We start from the raw sequence: 16,282 nt of genomic DNA on the forward strand, positions 1-16,282 counted from the left end.
CGCGGCGCTGGGTGCGAAGGCGGCGATCACCGATGCGACGCCGAACAGCGCGGCGCCGGCGAGGAGTACGCGACGACGTCCGATGCGGTCGCCGACGTTGCCCATGGTGATGAGGAGGCCGGCGATGAGGAATCCGTAGATGTCGAGAATCCACAATTGCTGTGTGGCGCCGGGTTCGAGTGCGTCGGTGATCGCCGGCATCGCCAGATAGAGGACGGAGAAGTCCATCGACACCAGCAACACCGGCAGGGTCAGCACGGCCAGTCCCCACCAGGTACGACGGTCAGCGGCCGCGGGTTCGGCAGGTCGCTGGGTCGTCGGATCGAGCTGGGTGGACATGGTGTGATCTCCTGGGTCGTGATGCGTCTCGGCGGACGCATCTGCGTACGCCGTACGCTCGTACGGTACCCAGGTGAGTACGCTGTACGCAACCAATTTATTCCGGTGATGACCCAGGTCACCGCCCTGTGGTCCCACAGAAAGGTGCCGTGTGCCCGAGGCCGACAATGCGAAACTGACGCTGCCGACGATCGTCGACGCCGCCATCGACGTCGCCGATTCCGACGGGCTCGGTGGCTTGTCGATGCGGCGTATCGCCGATGTGCTCGGAGTCGGCGCGATGTCGCTGTACCGCCACGTCGCCGACAAGGACGCGCTGCTGCAGGAGATGTCGGAGGAGATCGGCCGACGCTTCCCGTATCCGGTCGACCAAGCGGGTCCGTGGACGTGGCGAGAGCGGGTGCAGATCGCCGTCGACGTCGACTGGCAGCTCTATCGGCGCCACCCGTGGGTGGTGCTGGCGTATTCGTCGCCCCGGCACAGTTTCGGTGAAGAATCGCTGGTCTGTCTGGACTGGCTTGCGGCCGGATTCACCGATCTCGGCGTCGACGTCGAGCGGTCCATCGAGATGGCGCTGACCGTCTGGAGCTTTGTCCACGGCGTGGCGCTGGTCATGGTCAGCGACGCGCTGTTGCGGCCGGACAATCCGAGCGCGCCGCCCGACGGTCTGGCCGAGCTGGCCCGCGGCAACACCGATCCCGCGCTACCTCATCTCTCCGGACTCGCCACCAGCCCCGACGCCGCACGGCTGCTCGACCCGCGCAACCGGCTCGACGCGGGCATCGAATTCCTGTGCGCGGGGTTCGAGGCCGCGGCGCAAGGGTCTCGCCGCACCGACTGATCCACTTCACCCCGTCGGATATCTGTACGCGTCAGCCCGACGAAGTGGACTGTGCACTTGGCTGGGCCGCCAGGTACAGCTTTCCTGCGGGGTGGTCGCCGGCCTGCGACTCAGATCGCGTACGGAAACACGGTCAGCATGTGCGCACCGAACCACGAGCTGCCGACGACCACCGGGACCAGCATCGCGACGGCCGCGGCCGGCCGCACTCGCGCGAGCGCCATCGCCAGCGGGATCAGCAGCACGAACGCCGGCAACAGCAGGCGGGTGCGGCTGATGATGAGCCCCGTCGACAGCAGGATCGAGACCACCACGAGGGTGCCGTAGACGAGAACCGGCCAGGGCAGTCGCGACCAGCAGGCGATGGCCATCAGGACCACCGAGGCCACCATCACCCACGCCGTCGCGGTGGCCGCCACCTCACCCGATCCGACGATGGTTGCGTTGACGAAGTTGAATGCCGCTCTGCCCCAGTCGATCCGGGTGTCCCACCCCTCGCTCTGCACCCGGAACCACCCGGTGGGGGAGCCGGTCTGACCCCAGACGATCGCGAGGTAACCGAGGTATCCGAGGGGGCTGAGGACGATCGCCGCCCACGCCCGCCATCCGTCGCGATGGGCGATGATCGCGGCCAGCATGACTACGCCGATGAGGACCACCGAGGTAGGGCGCGTCGCTCCGGCGAGGAGAGTCATGGCTCCCGCCAGCAGCCAGCGATGCTCGAGCACCCCGACCAATGCCCACACGGCCAGCGCACAGAACAGCGTCTCGGTGTAGGCCATGTTCAGCACGATCGACATCGGCGTAGCGGCGAACAGCACGACGAGGATCAGGCCGGTGGCATGCGGCGAGGCCGGTCCGATCGGTGAGCGCTCCGACATCTGACGTGCACACACGGCACCGAGGCGTGCTGCTCCGGCGGCTGCCACGCATCCAAGGATCAGGTTGAGGCCGATCGCGGCACCGAAGGGTGTGATGAGCGGCAGCTTTGCGATGGCACCGACCAGATACGGATAGCCGGGGAAGAACGCGTAGGCGGTTTCGGCGGTGTGCACCCCCTGCGCATCGGTGAGCGACAGCGGAACACCGCCGTAGCCGTATTCGGCGATGGCCAGCATCCACTGTCCGTCCCACACGGTCAGACGCCCGCCGACGGTGCCCCCGTTCAGGTCGGCGAACCGGGCCAGCACGATCACGCCGATCGCGCGGACCGCGAGGAACACGACGACCGCCTCGATCCACCACAGGTGCGGCGAACCGAGTGGCCATGGCCGGTGTGGCGAGGAACTCACCTGGTCGTCGGGCCGGTCATCCTGCGCACGCGCGTCGTCGGCACTGCCGGCATCGGTTGAGGTGACCACGTGAGCGATCGTAGGGCCTGCGCTCGGCGCGGCTCACGTGGATCAGGTCACCACGAATCGGACGTGGTCGCGCTCGCCGGTAAGGTTGTTGCGTCAGCGAACGCCGCAGATCGACCGACAACCGTCGGCAAGGAGGTAACTCGACGTGGCACTGGTGGTGCAAAAGTACGGCGGATCGTCGGTCGCAACGGCCGAACGCATCCGGCGGGTCGCCGAGCGCATCGTCGAGACCAAGAAGCAGGGCAACGACGTCGTGGTGGTCGTGTCGGCGATGGGCGACACCACCGACGAACTGCTCGACCTGGCCCAGCAGGTCAACCCGACGCCGCCTCCTCGGGAGATGGACATGCTGCTCACCTCGGGTGAGCGGATCTCCAACGCTCTAGTCGCGATGGCGATCAGTTCGCTGGGTGCGCAGGCGCAATCCTTCACCGGTTCGCAGGCCGGCGTCATCACCACCAGCAGCCACGGCAAGGCCAAGATCATCGACGTCACGCCGGGCCGCGTCCGCAGCGCACTCGATGAGGGCAAGATCGTGCTGGTCGCCGGGTTCCAGGGCGTCTCTCAGGACACCAAGGACATCACCACCCTCGGGCGCGGCGGGTCGGATACGACCGCTGTGGCGCTGGCCGCCGCGCTGGAGGCCGACGTCTGCGAGATCTACACCGACGTCGACGGGGTGTACTCGGCCGACCCGCGCATCGTTCCGGACGCCCGCCGACTCGAGACCGTCTCCTTCGAGGAGATGCTCGAACTCGCAGCATGCGGCGCCAAGGTCCTGATGCTCCGGTGCGTCGAATATGCGCGCCGCTACAACGTTCCTGTTCACGTGCGCTCGTCGTACTCGACCAAACCCGGCACCCTGGTGACCGGATCGATGGAGGACATCCCAGTGGAAGAAGCCATTCTGACCGGAGTCGCCCACGACCGCAGCGAGGCCAAGATCACCGTCGTCGGCCTCGACGACAAACCCGGTTATGCCGCCAAGGTGTTCCGCGCGGTCGCCGACGCCGAGATCAACATCGACATGGTGCTGCAGAACATCTCGAAGGTGGAGACCGGAAAGACCGACATCACCTTCACGTTGCCGCGGGAACTGGGCCCGACGGGAATGGAGAAGCTGGCCAAGCTTCAGCAGGAGATCGGCTTCACCGATCTGCTCTACGACGATCACATCGGCAAGGTGTCGTTGGTGGGCGCGGGCATGAAGTCGCATCCGGGCGTCACCGCCACCTTCTGTGAGGCGCTGAGCGAGGCCGGTATCAACATCGAACTCATCTCGACCTCGGAGATCCGCATCTCGGTGCTGTGTCGCGACACCGAACTCGACGACGCGGTGCGCGCCCTGCATGCCGCCTTCGATCTCGGTGGCGAAGAAGAAGCCGTCGTCTACGCGGGAACAGGGAGGTAAGTCATGGGGCGAGCGAAGCGACGGGAGATGTGATGGGTGTACGTATCGGAGTGGTGGGCGCGACCGGTCAGGTAGGCGGCGTCATGCGAACCCTGTTGGCGCAGCGCAACTTTCCCGCTGACGAGGTGCGGTTCTTCGCATCGGCGAGGTCGGCCGGCAAGAAGTTGCCGTGGGGTGACGGCGAGATCGTGGTCGAGGATGCTTCGACCGCCGACCCCAGCGGTCTCGACATCGCCTTGTTCTCCGCCGGTGCGACGATGTCGCGTGAGCAGGCACCGAGGTTCGCCGCGGCCGGAGTGACGGTCATCGACAACTCCTCGGCCTGGCGCAAGGATCCGAATGTGCCCCTGGTGGTTTCGGAGGTCAACGGCGAGCTTGCGAAGAACCCGCCGAAGGGGATCGTCGCCAACCCGAACTGCACCACGATGGCGGCGATGCCGGTGCTCAAGCCCCTGCACGACGCGGCGGGCCTGCAGCGTCTGATCGTGTCGAGCTATCAGGCGGTATCCGGTAGTGGACTTGCGGGTGTCGAAGAACTTGCGACTCAGGTGCGCGCTGTCGACGGAGACGCGGAAAAGCTTGTCTACGACGGCAGTTCGGTCGAATTCCCGGCACCGAACAAGTACGTCGCCCCCATCGCGTTCAACGTCATCGCGCTCGCCGGCTCCATCGTCGACGACGGTTCGGGCGAGACCGACGAAGATCAGAAGCTGCGCAACGAATCTCGCAAGATCCTGGGTCTGCCCGAGCTTCTGGTCAGCGGAACGTGTGTCCGCGTGCCGGTGTTCACCGGGCACTCGCTGTCGATCAACGCCGAGTTCGCGAACCCGCTCTCGGTGGCGCGCGCCCAGGAGATCCTCGGTGCCGCGGCCGGCGTGGAGTTGGCCGACGTGCCGACGCCGCTCGCCGCGGCCGGCAAGGACAACTCACTGGTGGGTCGTATCCGGCAGGACCCGGGTGTGCCCGACGGTCGAGGACTGGCGTTGTTCATCTCCGGCGACAACCTCCGAAAGGGTGCCGCGCTCAACACGATCCAGATCGCCGAACTGCTCGTCTGACGTAGTCGCAGAAAGTAGGGGAGGAGTTTCTTCCCCGACCCTTGGAGTCAACTTCTAGGGGAGGACTTTGAACTTAGGGGAGGAAGTTCTTCCGCTAGATTTTTCAGGACCCGTCCCCGGGCAGAGACTTCAGTTGGGCGTGGGAGAGCCCGCGTCGAAGACTGGACATGACCCCGATCACGCGTCCAAGTTACTGTGTGGTAGCTTACTTCCTCATGAGACTAATCAGGGGGATCTTCTCAAGAAATGGTCGGCGGAAACTGTCGTCCGCTGTGCTCGCCGGTGCCGTCGTGGGGGCGGGACTCGTGGTGGCGACGCCGCAGGCCGATGCTGCCACCGACTTCTACACACCGCCCGCACGGTTCGCGAACGCGCCGGGTTCGGTGATCCGCAGCGAGGCCAGTCCGTTGCTGCTGCAGATTCCAGGGATGGCCAATCAGTGGCCAGGTACCGCCAAGCGGATCATGTACACCTCGCGCTACCAGGACGGAAAGCCCGCGGCGGTCACCGGCACCGTGGTCGAGCCGACCGCCCCGTGGCGTGGCAAGGGGCAACGTCCTACCGTCGTGGTGGGACCGGGCACCGTCGGCCAGGCCGACAATTGCGCACCGTCGAAGATGATGGCCTTCCCGATGTCGGTGGACATCACCAAGCCCAGCATCGGCGTCAACTACACCGCTCCGGAGATGTACTACCTTCTGCTGCAGGGTGTTCGGGTGGTCGTCACCGACTACATCGGATTGGGTACTCCGGGTATCCACACATATGTCAACCGGGCCGAGACCGGCCACGCGATGCTCGACGCCGCACGCGCCGCACTGCGTCTGGCGGGAGCGCCGACGAATGCGCCGGTCGGATTCGCCGGCTACTCGCAGGGTGGCGGCGCAGCCGCGTCTGCCGCTGAACTGGCGTCGACCTACGCCCCGGAGCTCAATGTTCGTGGCACCTATGCCGGTGCTCCGCCGGCCGACCTGGCCAAGGTGATCCCGGCTATCGACGGCTCCACGATCGCCGGCGCGATCGGCTTTGCCATCAACGGGTTGATGGCGCGCTATCCGAACGTGGATCGTGTGGTGCAGCGCGAGACCAATGCCGCGGGTAAGGGTGCGCTGCACAAGATCTCGCAGCAGTGCATCGGCGACATCATCCTGAGCTTCGCCTTCCAGCGCACCCAGAATTGGACGCGCTCGGGCGAGACCTTGTCGGCGCTCATCAACCGCTATCCGGACGTGCAGAAGGTGGTCGGCGAACAGTGCATCGGGCGCTACAAGCCGAACGCGCCGGTCTTCCTCGAAGGCGGGGTTGCCGACGACGTGATCCCGTACGGACAGGTCGCGCAACTCGCCCGCGACTGGCGTGCCCAGGGCGCCAATGTGCACTTCGTGGCAAACCCGACACCGCCGATCCTGACCAAGACGATCGTCAACCACGTCGTTCCCATGCTGGAGACGCTGCTCCCGGGCCTGGAATTCCTGATGGCCCAACTGAATCGCTGACGACCTAGCAAGGCGTCGGTGCCGCTCACAATGAGCGGCACCGGCGCCTTTGTGGATCCAACGCCCGCTGTGCGTGGTCACGGGTACGGCGCGCTCGTTGTGGTGTCTTGACACTGACACGCATCGATCATACGGTCAAGCATACAATGTATGACCGTCGGTTGCGGAGGCGCGATGAGCGAAACGACGAGGGCTGTGGTGCTCGGCGGCAGTGTGGCCGGATTGTGCGCGGCGGGTGTTCTTGCCAGGCACTTCGACGAGGTGGTCGTCCTCGAACGCGACGAACTCCCCGAGGGCGCCGAACATCGCAGGGGTGCTCCGCAGAGTCGGCATCCACATTTCCTGCTCGATGCCGGACGTCGCGCCATCGAGCAGATCTTCCCCGGCGTCGAAGAGTATGCGTGTTCCCTTGGCGCACAGGTTCGTAACCCCACACTGTGTACCGCATCGTGTGGTCCGTATGGGTGGTCGGCCCGGGCGCGCGGCGAGATGACGATGCTCTACACCTCGCGGATCACGCTGGAGCGCGCTCTGCGCGACAAGGCGCGTGAGTTGCCCAATGTGATCGTTGTCGAGCAGGCGATCGCCAAGGGGTTGATCACCGATCGTGCTGCGAATCGGGTGTGTGGCGTGCGCTGGGTCGGACCCGACACCGGCGGCGACACCACCATTGATGCCGACCTCGTCATCGATGCCCTGGGTCGGGGGTCCAAGGTGTCCGACTGGCTTGGCGGCGCAGGTTGGGAGCAACCACCGGTGGACACCCTTGATGCCAAGGCGACCTACTCCTCGCGCTGGTACCAGGCGCCGACCGGTGACGACCGACCGAGTGAGTGGTGGTGGGATCACCTTGCCGTGATGCCAACCGCGGACCGCGGATCGCACCCGCTCGAGCACGATTACCTGTCGACGATCTTCCCGATCGAGGACGATCGCTGGATCGTGTTCATGGGATCGTGGGGACTCGACATGCCCCGAACCGTCGAGGATTTCGAATCCCGTGCGGAACGCGTTCGCGCGCCGGCTTTTCCGAATGCGATCAAGCAGGCCGAGCCTACGTCCGAGGTCTACGTGACGAAGTCGACCGGGAACAAATGGCGGCGTTACGATCTCATGGCCGATCCGCCCCGCAGCCTTGTCCCGGTCGGTGACTCGATCTGCGCGTTCAACCCCCTCTACGGCCAGGGGATGAGCGCGGCCGCGGTAACGGCCACCATTCTGGACGAGTGCATTCGCAGCACAACGGAACTCGATGAGGTGAGTGCGGAGTTCCTGACCAGGCAGCGAGACTACCTCAAGATCCCGTGGAGTCTGGCGACCGCGCGTGACCGCGGTTACGATCACGCAGAGGGTACCCTCGCGATCGTCTCGCCCCGTCGGCGTGCGCTGATCGGCCGAATGAGTTGGCCGGCATTCAGTTTCATCATGCGTGCAGCTGCGGAGGACTCCGTGGTCGAAGAACACTTCGCTCGGGTGTTCAACATCGAAGAGTCCTTGGCGGACATGATGCGCAATCCGAAGGTACTGGCGCGACTGGCGATCTTCGGAGTTCGGCTGGCGCTGCGTCGGACTCGACTGCCCGAACCTCTTGACCCACTGCAGGACCCGCCGGGCGCGGACCTGTCGCTACTGGTCGGGAAGTGATCGGCGATGCTCGTGATCCATAGTCCCCTCGACATCCTCTGGTATCAGAATCTGCTCGACGTCGTCTACCTGACGATCGCGGTGATCGCGGCGGTGTACAGCTGGCGTCGGTACCGCGATGGACGGCCGGAGTATGCGGTGTTGATGGTGGCTGCCTTCGTGTACGGCCTGCTGCTGGAACTGTGGGGCATGGTGGTTCACCACAGCTACACCCAGGGCACGTTCGCGGTGATGCTCGACTGGCGCTGGGTGCCCGGCTTCTCCGATAGCACGCTGATGCCGCTGTATGTGCCATTCTTCTACCCGGTCATGCTGTTTCTCGGGTACAAGCTCGTGGAGGCGCTCGGCATCGAATCACTCTGGCAGAGAGCCATTGTCGGCGGACTGATCATGAGTTTCCTCGATGCGCCCTACATCATCGAGGGCAACCTTCGTCACGTGGTGTGGTGGACGTGGCACCAGTGGGACCTCTACCAACTGTGGCTTGGCTGGCCGCTGGTCGACATGTGGTGGCAGATGACGTGGGATGCGCTGATCTTCTACCTTCTTCTGCGTCTCCTGCCACGGTTGACCCGTCGTGCATCGGTGGGCGGCGCGCAGGCCCATGCCTCGGTGCTGATCGTCGCACCGGTGGGCATTGCCGTCGTCGTCAACCTGATCGGGCCATTCCTGCATCTGCCGATCGTCGTCGCCACCTACGTCGGCGGACGACAGTGGCCCGTCGTCGTGGTGCTGTACGTGGTCTATCTCGCGGTGGCGGTGCGAGCCTTGCGCTCGGCGAGGCCGCTGAGAGTTGAGACGGTGACGGCCGTCTGCGCCGGGATCTACGTTGTGGCCTTCGTGGCGATGGTGATCGGCAATGACGTGCACGAGGGTCGCGTGCCCTTCTATGCGGTCGTCCAGGTGATCGGCCTGGTGATGATCGGGGTGACCTTGGTGTTCCCGGCCGTGGTCGCCAGCCGGCGGACCGACGCCGCGGCTTCCCAGCGCGGTCTTCTGACAGGATGAAGGGGTGAGAACGCGCGGGTGGGGCGGCAAGCTGCCCCGTGACGAGGACGAGGCGAGGACACGGACCGTCGAAGCCGCCATGCGATGCGTCGATCGTTACGGCCCCACCAAGACGACACTCGCCGACGTCGCGAACGAACTCGGGGTCACCAGGCAGACGGTGTATCGGCTGTTCCCGACCACTGCGGACCTGCTGTCGGCGGTCGGCGAGGCGGGAACCGACCAGTTCCTCGATCGGCTGGCCGACCATGTCTCCGGAATCACCGATCCGAGCGACGCGGTGGCCGAGGCGGTTGTCTACACCCTGGAAGCGCTGCCCACCGAGCGCTATATCGGTCTGCTGCTGCAGGCCGGAGAGACCGAGGTCTTCAGTCGCGGTGCGACGTCGTCGCGGGCCATGTCCTTCGGAAAGTCTGTGTTGCAACGCTTTCCGATCGACTGGGTCGAGATCGGGCTCGACGACGAACTGGAAGGACTGGCGGAGTTCATGTTGCGCTCGTTCATGTCCTTCGTGCAGTACCCTTCGGATCCGCCACGGACCTCGGATGAGTTGCGCGCCTATGTCAAACGCTGGTTGGGTCCGGCGCTGGGCGCGCCGGTTAGTCGCGAAAGAACTGGCCGAGCATCACGCGCCGGTTGAGGCCTACCGCTGGCTGAGGTGCGAGCTTGCGAGCCGCGAAGCCCCGGTGAGAGAACATCGTTGTCTCACCGTCTCGACACGACGCCTCGCCTGGGGCTCGGTGTCGGCTCGACCAGCGGGGTGCTATCGCGCTCCTCGGATCACGACACGGAGAGTTCGAGCTCGGCCAGCCGCCGGACCACCAGACTGGGTACGTAGCGGACCACACCGGTCGACATGCGCACGTCGCTGGTGGCCGCCAGGAGCAATTCGATTGCGCGACAGGCCTCGAGCCGCGCCAGATGCGCGCCTATGCAGAAGTGGATGCCGCGACCGAAGCTGTGATGCAAACGTGGTTGCGGGCGGTCGAAGTTGATCTCTGCGGGATGATCGAAGGTGGAGGAGTCGCGGTTGGAGGCGCCCCACAGGAGCATCAGCCGCGCGCCCTCCTCGATGTCGACTCCGTCGAGTGTGGTTGCGCACGTGGTGGTTCGGAAGTGTCCGCGGAAGGGGCTCTCTAGACGAACCGCCTCTTCGACGAGCGCCGGGATGCGCCCGGGGTCGGCGCGCAGCTCTGCTTGGACCGAGGCGTCCGACGCGACCAGCCGCGCGCACGTGCCGAGCAGGCTGGTGGTGGATTCGGCTCCCGCCGTGACCAACTGGACCAGGAACATCGTGCCTTGATCGCGCGTGAGGGTTCCGTCGGCGACGGCGTCGGCGATGATGTCGAGCATCGCACCGGTCCTGATCTCGACGGCTGCATCCAGGTGTTTGCCGAGGTACGCACTGAACTCGATCACCCTCATCATGGCCTCGCCGATCCGCTCCGGCGTGGCGACTCCCGAGACCAGGGCGATGGCGTCGTCGGACCATGCGGCGAGCTGGTCGAAGTCGTCCTCCGGCAGGCCCAGGATGTAGCCGATGACGCGCACGGGCACCGTCGTGGCGATCGAACGCATCCAGTCGCCACCACCGTCGGCGACCAGCTGCTTGATGCGTGGCTCGAGCAGGGCGTCGATGTCGCTCTGCAAGTCGCGCACCGCGCGTTGAGAGAAGCGAGGCTGCACCAGCGCCCGGTGCGTCGTGTGCGTGGGTGGGTCGGAGGTGGCCAAGACATCCACCCCGCCGGTATCGGCGACCTGCAGTTCGGCGGACTCGGCGCCCGTGGTCAGCAGGGCCACGAGATTGCTGGAGTATGTGGCGGGGTCGGCAAGGACCTCGCGAATGGCGTCGAAGCCGAGGACGACGTAGAGCTGCTGATCGGCGAGGTAGTGGACGTTTCCGTCGGCGAGCAGCCGGTCGAAGGTCGGGTACGGGTCTTGCAGAACCTCGTCGGAGAAGAGTTCGCTTGCCTGGATCATCGGCACTCCTCGAACTGTGGTAACGTGTGATGTAACATGTTATACCACATGTGCGACGACGGACTACGATGGTGCGCATGGCTGCTGACGACATACGCTCCCGCCTCGAGTCCTCACGCGACTCGATCACCGTCGTCCGGTCCTTCACTGCCGACGAGCGCGCACGGCGCGACGAGATCATCGACGAAGCGCGTCGGTTGGCGTCTGCCCAGGGCTATCAAGGGCTCACGATCCGGGCGGTCGCAGCGGCAGCGAACACCACACCGGTCACGATCTACCGGTACTTCGGCTCCAAAGACGGCCTGGCGCAACAACTCATGGCCGAGTGGGCGTTACAGACGCTGACCCGCTTGGAGGAGCTGCAGTTTGCCGACGACATTCCAGAAGGTGGCAGGATCGCGTCGGCGTTCGGAGAGATCATCGGCTGGGCCGCCGAGGACTTGAATCTACTTGGGGCAGGCTTGAACTCGATCCACACCAACGCCACGGGCGGTGGTGGTATCGGATTGTGGAAACCGCTGTTCATCAGTTTGGTCCGCGCAGCGTTGTCCAACCAGGACTGGCAGGACACCGACCATCGGGCAACCGTCCTCGGCTACGTGCTCACAACGTGCCTGATCGATCTCACGGCCGGGTCGGGAGACGTGGCCGACATCAGCGAGACGATCCGGACCGCGGCGCGACTGATCTTCGACGCTTGAGTGGTCCTCAGATCGAGAATCGTCCGGCAAAGGCGCGCAAGGGAAGATCGGCACTGGTGATGATGCCCGGTCGTGCGTCGACCACCGAACGAATCGAGTTCAGCGCAGGCAATCCCGTCACCGTCATGCCGATCGACGCGAAGTTCTCCGGCTTGGACAGATCGAACCCGGGCTTGGGGAAGATCATGTGCTTGCTGTAGATGCTCGGGTCGCCGGTGACCTGGGTGATGTAGCACGCCTTGATATCCCAGGACGGATCGGTGTGCGGTGTCATCTGCCATTCGAGATGGTTCTCGATGCGCGGCACACCGTCGACCATGCCCTGGTACTTGATGTAGTTGGCGCCGAGGGAGCCCTTGGGCATGAAGTACCAGCCGAGGTCGACATCCTTTGTGCAGGCACCGAGTTCGTAGCTGAAGGTCACCTCGTCGAGTTCAAGGCCAAACGCGTCCGCCATCAGGTAGACCGAATCGGCGAACACGGCGGTGTACTTGTAGAGCGAGTCGGGAATGGTCGGGTCGTCGACGGGACGTCCGTAACCGACGGCCTTCCAGGTGTCCACCGAGTGGTGGCAGGAGACGTCGACCGATTCGGTCACTGTGACGTTCTGGATGTCGGCCACGTCGGCGGTGTGCACGATGCCCAGGATCTGATTGAGACCGGGATTCATGCCGGTTCCGTAGAACGTGGAGTTTCCTCGCTGACAAGCGGATTCGAGAATCTCGCTGACCTTGCGGCCGGACGGGTGCTGCCAGTTGTTGTCCCGATGGAATCCGGTGATCCAGTCGGCGGTGGTGACGACGTTGATGCCGGCCTCCAGGACCTTCTCGTACAGGCTCTCGTCGGGGAAGACGCCGTGGAAGGTCAGGACATCGGGCTGCGCGGCGAGGATATCCTCGACGGTCCCGGTGGCCTTGACTCCGACCGGATCGATGCCGACGATCTCGCCTGCATCGCGCCCGATCTTGTCCGCGGTGTAGCAGTGCAGGCCGACCAGTTCGAGGTCGGGGTGATTCTGGATGCGCCCGATCATCTCGGTGCCGAGATTGCCGGTGGCGACCTGAAAGACGCGGATCTTGTCGGAACTCATGTGTGTGCTGCCCTTCTGAGTTGTGAAAATGTCTGGTGTCAGGCGGTTCTGGCGACAGCGGACGGGTGCCGGGGGATGATGGCGCCACTCTCCGGCCGAGTCGGGTCGACGCCGGCGGGTCCGCCGTCGGGATAGAACTGAACCGCCCATTCTCGTAATGCCTTGAACCCTTTGAGCTCTCGGCGAGACAGTGCGGGCGGGTCGGAGTAGCGCTGATGCGACCAGATCTCGACGTCCCGGTCGAACTGCTCGATGACGAGGTCGGCCATTGTCTTTCCGTAGCGGCTCATCTCGGGACTGTCGTCGCCCGGCTTGCGTCCGATCCACACCGTGAATCGGACGTCGCAGGTGGCGTCGTCGACCGGGGTGACCGCGGGCATGGTGCGATTCTCGATCATCCCCCAGGACTTGGTGATCGAGCAGCCCAGACCTGCATTGATCGAATAGACTCCGCTGGTTGCGGTTTCGAGGGTCACACCCTCTTCGAATGCGATCGTGAAGTCCACGTAGGAGACGGGGCCCTCGAAGTCGTGGCGGGTGAACTCGGGCATGAACGGTGTCTCATGCACGAACTTGAAGTGCGCGAAGTCGACGCCGTTCTCCATGACGTACTGGGGATGCAACTCGAGTCCCTGCCGGAACAATGTCGCCGCCGGTACAGGGGGGTAGTAGTTGTCGGCGTCGCCTGGGTCGTCGCCGAAACCGGTGAACATGTCCGGCACCTCGAAGTACGGCTCGCGCTGATTGACGTCGTACCAGATCCACACGGCCTCGTTGCGTTCGACGACCGGATAACTGCGGATGCGTCGCACTTTGTTCGGATGGTTCTCGTACGGGACACACACGTTGCGTCCCTGGGCATTCCACTCCCAGCCGTGAAACGGGCAGACCAGGTTCTCGCCCTCGACATGGCCGCCGTAGCCGAGGTGGGCGCCGAGGTGTTCGCAGTAGGCGTCGAACACCGACAGGTTTCCCGACGCCGCCCGCCAAGCAACCATTTCCCGTCCGAAGTACTTCATCTTGTGGACATCGCGCGAGGTGATCTCAGATGACCAGGCGACCTGGAACCATCCGGTCGGGTGCATCGACAGTGGGGTCTGTGCCATCGGTCCTCTGTCAGTGAAGGGGGCAGTTGAGGGCTGTTCTACACGAACCATAGAACCCTCTATGAAATAGTGCAAGACCCCTCTGTGAAACTGGCTTCTTGCCTGGTTGTCGGGCTAGCATCGAGACCATGAGCCAGGCCACCACCAACACGCGTCGGGCCAACAAACGTGGTCTCGCGACGCGCGAGAGCATGATCAAGGCGGCGATCGCCTCGCTGGCGACTGGTGATCCGGCGGCGGTGTCGGGGAACCGCATTGCCCGCGACATCGGCGCCACCTGGGGTGTCGTCAAGTATCAGTTCGGCGACATCGACGGTCTGTGGGCCGCGGTCCTGCGGCACACGGCCGAGGAGCGTGGTGACCTGCCCGCCAATCTGGCGCCCGGCGGCACGCTCGCCGAGCGGGTGGGAGCCCTGATCGACGGCATGTACGTCGGCCTGACGACGCCGGAGGCCCTGGCAATCGAGACCCTGCGTGCGGCGCTACCTCGCGACCACGCCGAGCTGGAACGCGAATTCCCCTTGACCGCTGCGGAACTCGCCTCGTGGAAGCCGGATTGGGAACAGGCATGCCACCGAGCGTTCGCCGACCTCAACATCGAACCGGTCCGGATCCGCCGGATGGCTGCGCTCATTCCGGCCGCCATGCGCGGAATCTCGTCGGAGCGATTTCTGGGTACATATGGCGACCTCGACGACGCGAAGCGGGGCCTCATCGACGCGATGGTCGCCTACCTCACCGACTGAGTCGACGTCGCACGGTGTAGAAAGATGCGCATGGTGAGGGGCGCGGGTCGGACAGTCGTCGTGGTGATCGGAATTCTGGCGCTCTGGCTTTCCGGAGGATCGCCCGCACACGCGGTTCCGGTCGCACCAGTACCGCTGACCGGTCTCGGTCCCACTGGTACCTCGTTGATGCACGGCGATCTGTGGTCCACGGATTCGACGCCGTGGCGCGGTCCGGGGCGGACCGGGCATGTGGTGGCGTCGTCGGTGCCGGGCGGGGCCTGTGCGGCGACGTTCATCGGCTCCGACGGCCTGCCGGTGTCGCTGTGCACCCGGTTCGTCGGGACGAAGCCGGTCGGATTCGCCGTCCCGTCGGTCACGCTGTTCGATCCGCACACCGCCGCACCGCTCGCGCACCTCGAACTCGCCAAGGGCGGACTTCTCGGGGGTGTGTACGGATATCTCGACGACCGGAATCGAGTGGTCGTCGCCGACGGCTCCAATTCGATTCTGCGCGTGGCACATCGACGGATCGCGCAAGGGTGGCAGGTCTATGTCGATGATCGGATCGACGTGTCGTCGACGATCCCCGCGGGCGACGCGATCACCGGACTGGCACCAGACCTGCAGGGCCGCATCTGGTTTGCGACCACCAGGGGAGTGGTCGGCACGGTCGGTCGATCGGGACGCGTCGCGGCCACCGCCCTGCCGCGCGGTGAGCAGCTGGGCAACGGGCTCTCGATCCGGGCCGGTGGTGCCTCGATCCTGACCACCCATGCCCTCTACGAGATGACCGCCGGCGCCGACGGGCGACCGCGCGTGGTCTGGCGTCGGGCGTACGACCGCGGAACCGCGCGCAAGCCGGGCCAGCTGACCTGGGGTTCGGGAACAACCCCCACCTATTTCGGTCCCGACGGTGACCGCTGGGTGGCGATCGTCGACAACGCCGACGGCAAACCGAATCTCCTTGTGTATCAGAGCGATACCGGGAACGTGGTCTGTCGGATGCCGGCGTTCGGGTCGTCGGGGCAGGGCACCGAGAACTCGATCATCGCCTGGGGTGACTCGCTGGTGATCCCGAGTACCTATGGCTACCAGTACCCGCCGATGGCGGTCGACGGTCCCAGCAAGCCCGGATCGGCCGGCTTTGTCGGGGGCGCCACCAGGGTCGACGTCACTGCAGGCGGGTGTCATCGGGTGTGGGAGAACCGCGACCGCATTGCGACATTGCCGCGGCTCTCCCGCGCCGACGGGCTGATCTACGCGCTCGGCTACGGGCCCTATCGGCCGGGTATTCAGCAAGTGGGACCGATCTACCTCGTCGCGACCGACTTCGCGACGGGGCTGCGAGTGGTGACGCGCAAGGTCGGCGACGGGCCGATCGACGAGCCGCTGGAACTGACCGGCACCATCAGCCGCGACGGCGCGCTGTGGCAGGCCACGATCGGACGGATGCTCAAGATCGCGCGGTGAATCCCACCCGCTCCCTGAGCTCTGCCTGCAGAGGGGTTCCTCGCGCTCA

At 65.1% G+C, this 16,282-nt stretch carries 15 protein-coding genes; 10 read left to right on the plus strand and 5 right to left on the minus strand.

Translation table 11 applies throughout. From position 1 onward, the window contains the following. On the minus strand, positions 1 to 339 hold a 339-nt coding region (locus tag ABZW74_RS18380), incomplete at its 3' end, for an MFS transporter (RefSeq protein ID WP_355278214.1). Between the two features lie 151 nt (positions 340 to 490). On the opposite strand from ABZW74_RS18380, the gene ABZW74_RS18385 reads away from it, so the two are divergent. Then, positions 491 to 1,180 carry a TetR/AcrR family transcriptional regulator gene (locus ABZW74_RS18385; RefSeq protein ID WP_355278217.1) on the plus strand — a complete coding sequence of 230 codons (690 nt, stop codon included), beginning with the start codon at positions 491 to 493 and terminating at the stop codon, positions 1,178 to 1,180. 110 nt (positions 1,181 to 1,290) lie between these two features. Here the strand turns inward: ABZW74_RS18385 and ABZW74_RS18390 are convergent, their stop codons facing one another. Continuing rightward, positions 1,291 to 2,472, minus strand: coding sequence for a hypothetical protein (locus ABZW74_RS18390; protein ID WP_240856321.1), 1,182 nt, complete (start codon positions 2,470 to 2,472; stop codon positions 1,291 to 1,293). Positions 2,473 to 2,686: 214 nt separating this feature from the next. Between ABZW74_RS18390 and ABZW74_RS18395 the strand changes: the two genes are divergently transcribed. The 6 genes from ABZW74_RS18395 (at position 2,687) to ABZW74_RS18420 (ending at position 9,798) form a co-directional block, all read left to right on the plus strand. After that, positions 2,687 to 3,952, plus strand: coding sequence for an aspartate kinase (locus ABZW74_RS18395; protein ID WP_240856244.1), 1,266 nt, complete (start codon positions 2,687 to 2,689; stop codon positions 3,950 to 3,952). A 32-nt stretch (positions 3,953 to 3,984) separates the two neighbouring features. Beyond that, positions 3,985 to 5,010, plus strand: coding sequence for an aspartate-semialdehyde dehydrogenase (locus ABZW74_RS18400; RefSeq protein ID WP_240856243.1), 1,026 nt, complete (start codon positions 3,985 to 3,987; stop codon positions 5,008 to 5,010). A 215-nt stretch (positions 5,011 to 5,225) separates the two neighbouring features. Continuing rightward, positions 5,226 to 6,506 (plus strand): lipase family protein, encoded by a 1,281-nt coding sequence (locus tag ABZW74_RS18405; RefSeq protein WP_355278221.1) that lies wholly within the window; start codon positions 5,226 to 5,228, stop codon positions 6,504 to 6,506. Positions 6,507 to 6,680: 174 nt separating this feature from the next. Beyond that, the gene (locus ABZW74_RS18410; protein ID WP_355278223.1) at positions 6,681 to 8,150 is read left to right on the plus strand and encodes a hypothetical protein; all 1,470 of its coding nucleotides are present in this window, start codon (positions 6,681 to 6,683) and stop codon (positions 8,148 to 8,150) included. A 6-nt stretch (positions 8,151 to 8,156) separates the two neighbouring features. Further along, positions 8,157 to 9,158 (plus strand): hypothetical protein, encoded by a 1,002-nt coding sequence (locus tag ABZW74_RS18415; RefSeq protein WP_355278226.1) that lies wholly within the window; start codon positions 8,157 to 8,159, stop codon positions 9,156 to 9,158. Between the two features lie 4 nt (positions 9,159 to 9,162). Beyond that, entirely contained in the window at positions 9,163 to 9,798 is a 636-nt protein-coding gene (locus tag ABZW74_RS18420) for a TetR/AcrR family transcriptional regulator (protein ID WP_240856239.1), read from the plus strand. Positions 9,799 to 9,938: 140 nt separating this feature from the next. Here ABZW74_RS18420 and ABZW74_RS18425 read toward each other — a convergent pair whose 3' ends face one another. Continuing rightward, the gene (locus tag ABZW74_RS18425) at positions 9,939 to 11,138 is read right to left on the minus strand and encodes a cytochrome P450 (RefSeq protein ID WP_355278228.1); all 1,200 of its coding nucleotides are present in this window, start codon (positions 11,136 to 11,138) and stop codon (positions 9,939 to 9,941) included. 77 nt (positions 11,139 to 11,215) lie between these two features. On the opposite strand from ABZW74_RS18425, the gene ABZW74_RS18430 reads away from it, so the two are divergent. Continuing rightward, complete coding sequence (locus tag ABZW74_RS18430) at positions 11,216 to 11,839, plus strand: TetR/AcrR family transcriptional regulator (protein ID WP_355278230.1); 624 nt, start codon at positions 11,216 to 11,218, stop codon at positions 11,837 to 11,839. A gap of 7 nt (positions 11,840 to 11,846) precedes the next feature. Here ABZW74_RS18430 and ABZW74_RS18435 read toward each other — a convergent pair whose 3' ends face one another. Next, positions 11,847 to 12,929, minus strand: coding sequence for a dihydrodipicolinate reductase (locus ABZW74_RS18435; protein ID WP_355278233.1), 1,083 nt, complete (start codon positions 12,927 to 12,929; stop codon positions 11,847 to 11,849). Between the two features lie 38 nt (positions 12,930 to 12,967). Then, on the minus strand, positions 12,968 to 14,035 hold the full coding sequence (locus tag ABZW74_RS18440) for a Rieske 2Fe-2S domain-containing protein (RefSeq protein WP_355278235.1): 1,068 nt from the start codon (positions 14,033 to 14,035) through the stop codon (positions 12,968 to 12,970). Between the two features lie 128 nt (positions 14,036 to 14,163). Here ABZW74_RS18440 and ABZW74_RS18445 point away from each other — a divergent pair, with 128 nt between their 5' ends. Together ABZW74_RS18445 and ABZW74_RS18450 are read left to right on the plus strand one after the other, a co-directional pair. After that, entirely contained in the window at positions 14,164 to 14,781 is a 618-nt protein-coding gene (locus ABZW74_RS18445; RefSeq protein ID WP_355278238.1) for a TetR/AcrR family transcriptional regulator, read from the plus strand. Between the two features lie 24 nt (positions 14,782 to 14,805). Beyond that, entirely contained in the window at positions 14,806 to 16,233 is a 1,428-nt protein-coding gene (locus tag ABZW74_RS18450; protein ID WP_355278240.1) for a hypothetical protein, read from the plus strand. The last annotated feature ends 49 nt before the right edge of the window (positions 16,234 to 16,282 follow it).

This window comes from Gordonia sp. NPDC003585 (assembly GCF_040610755.1).
Taxonomy (GTDB): domain Bacteria; phylum Actinomycetota; class Actinomycetes; order Mycobacteriales; family Mycobacteriaceae; genus Gordonia.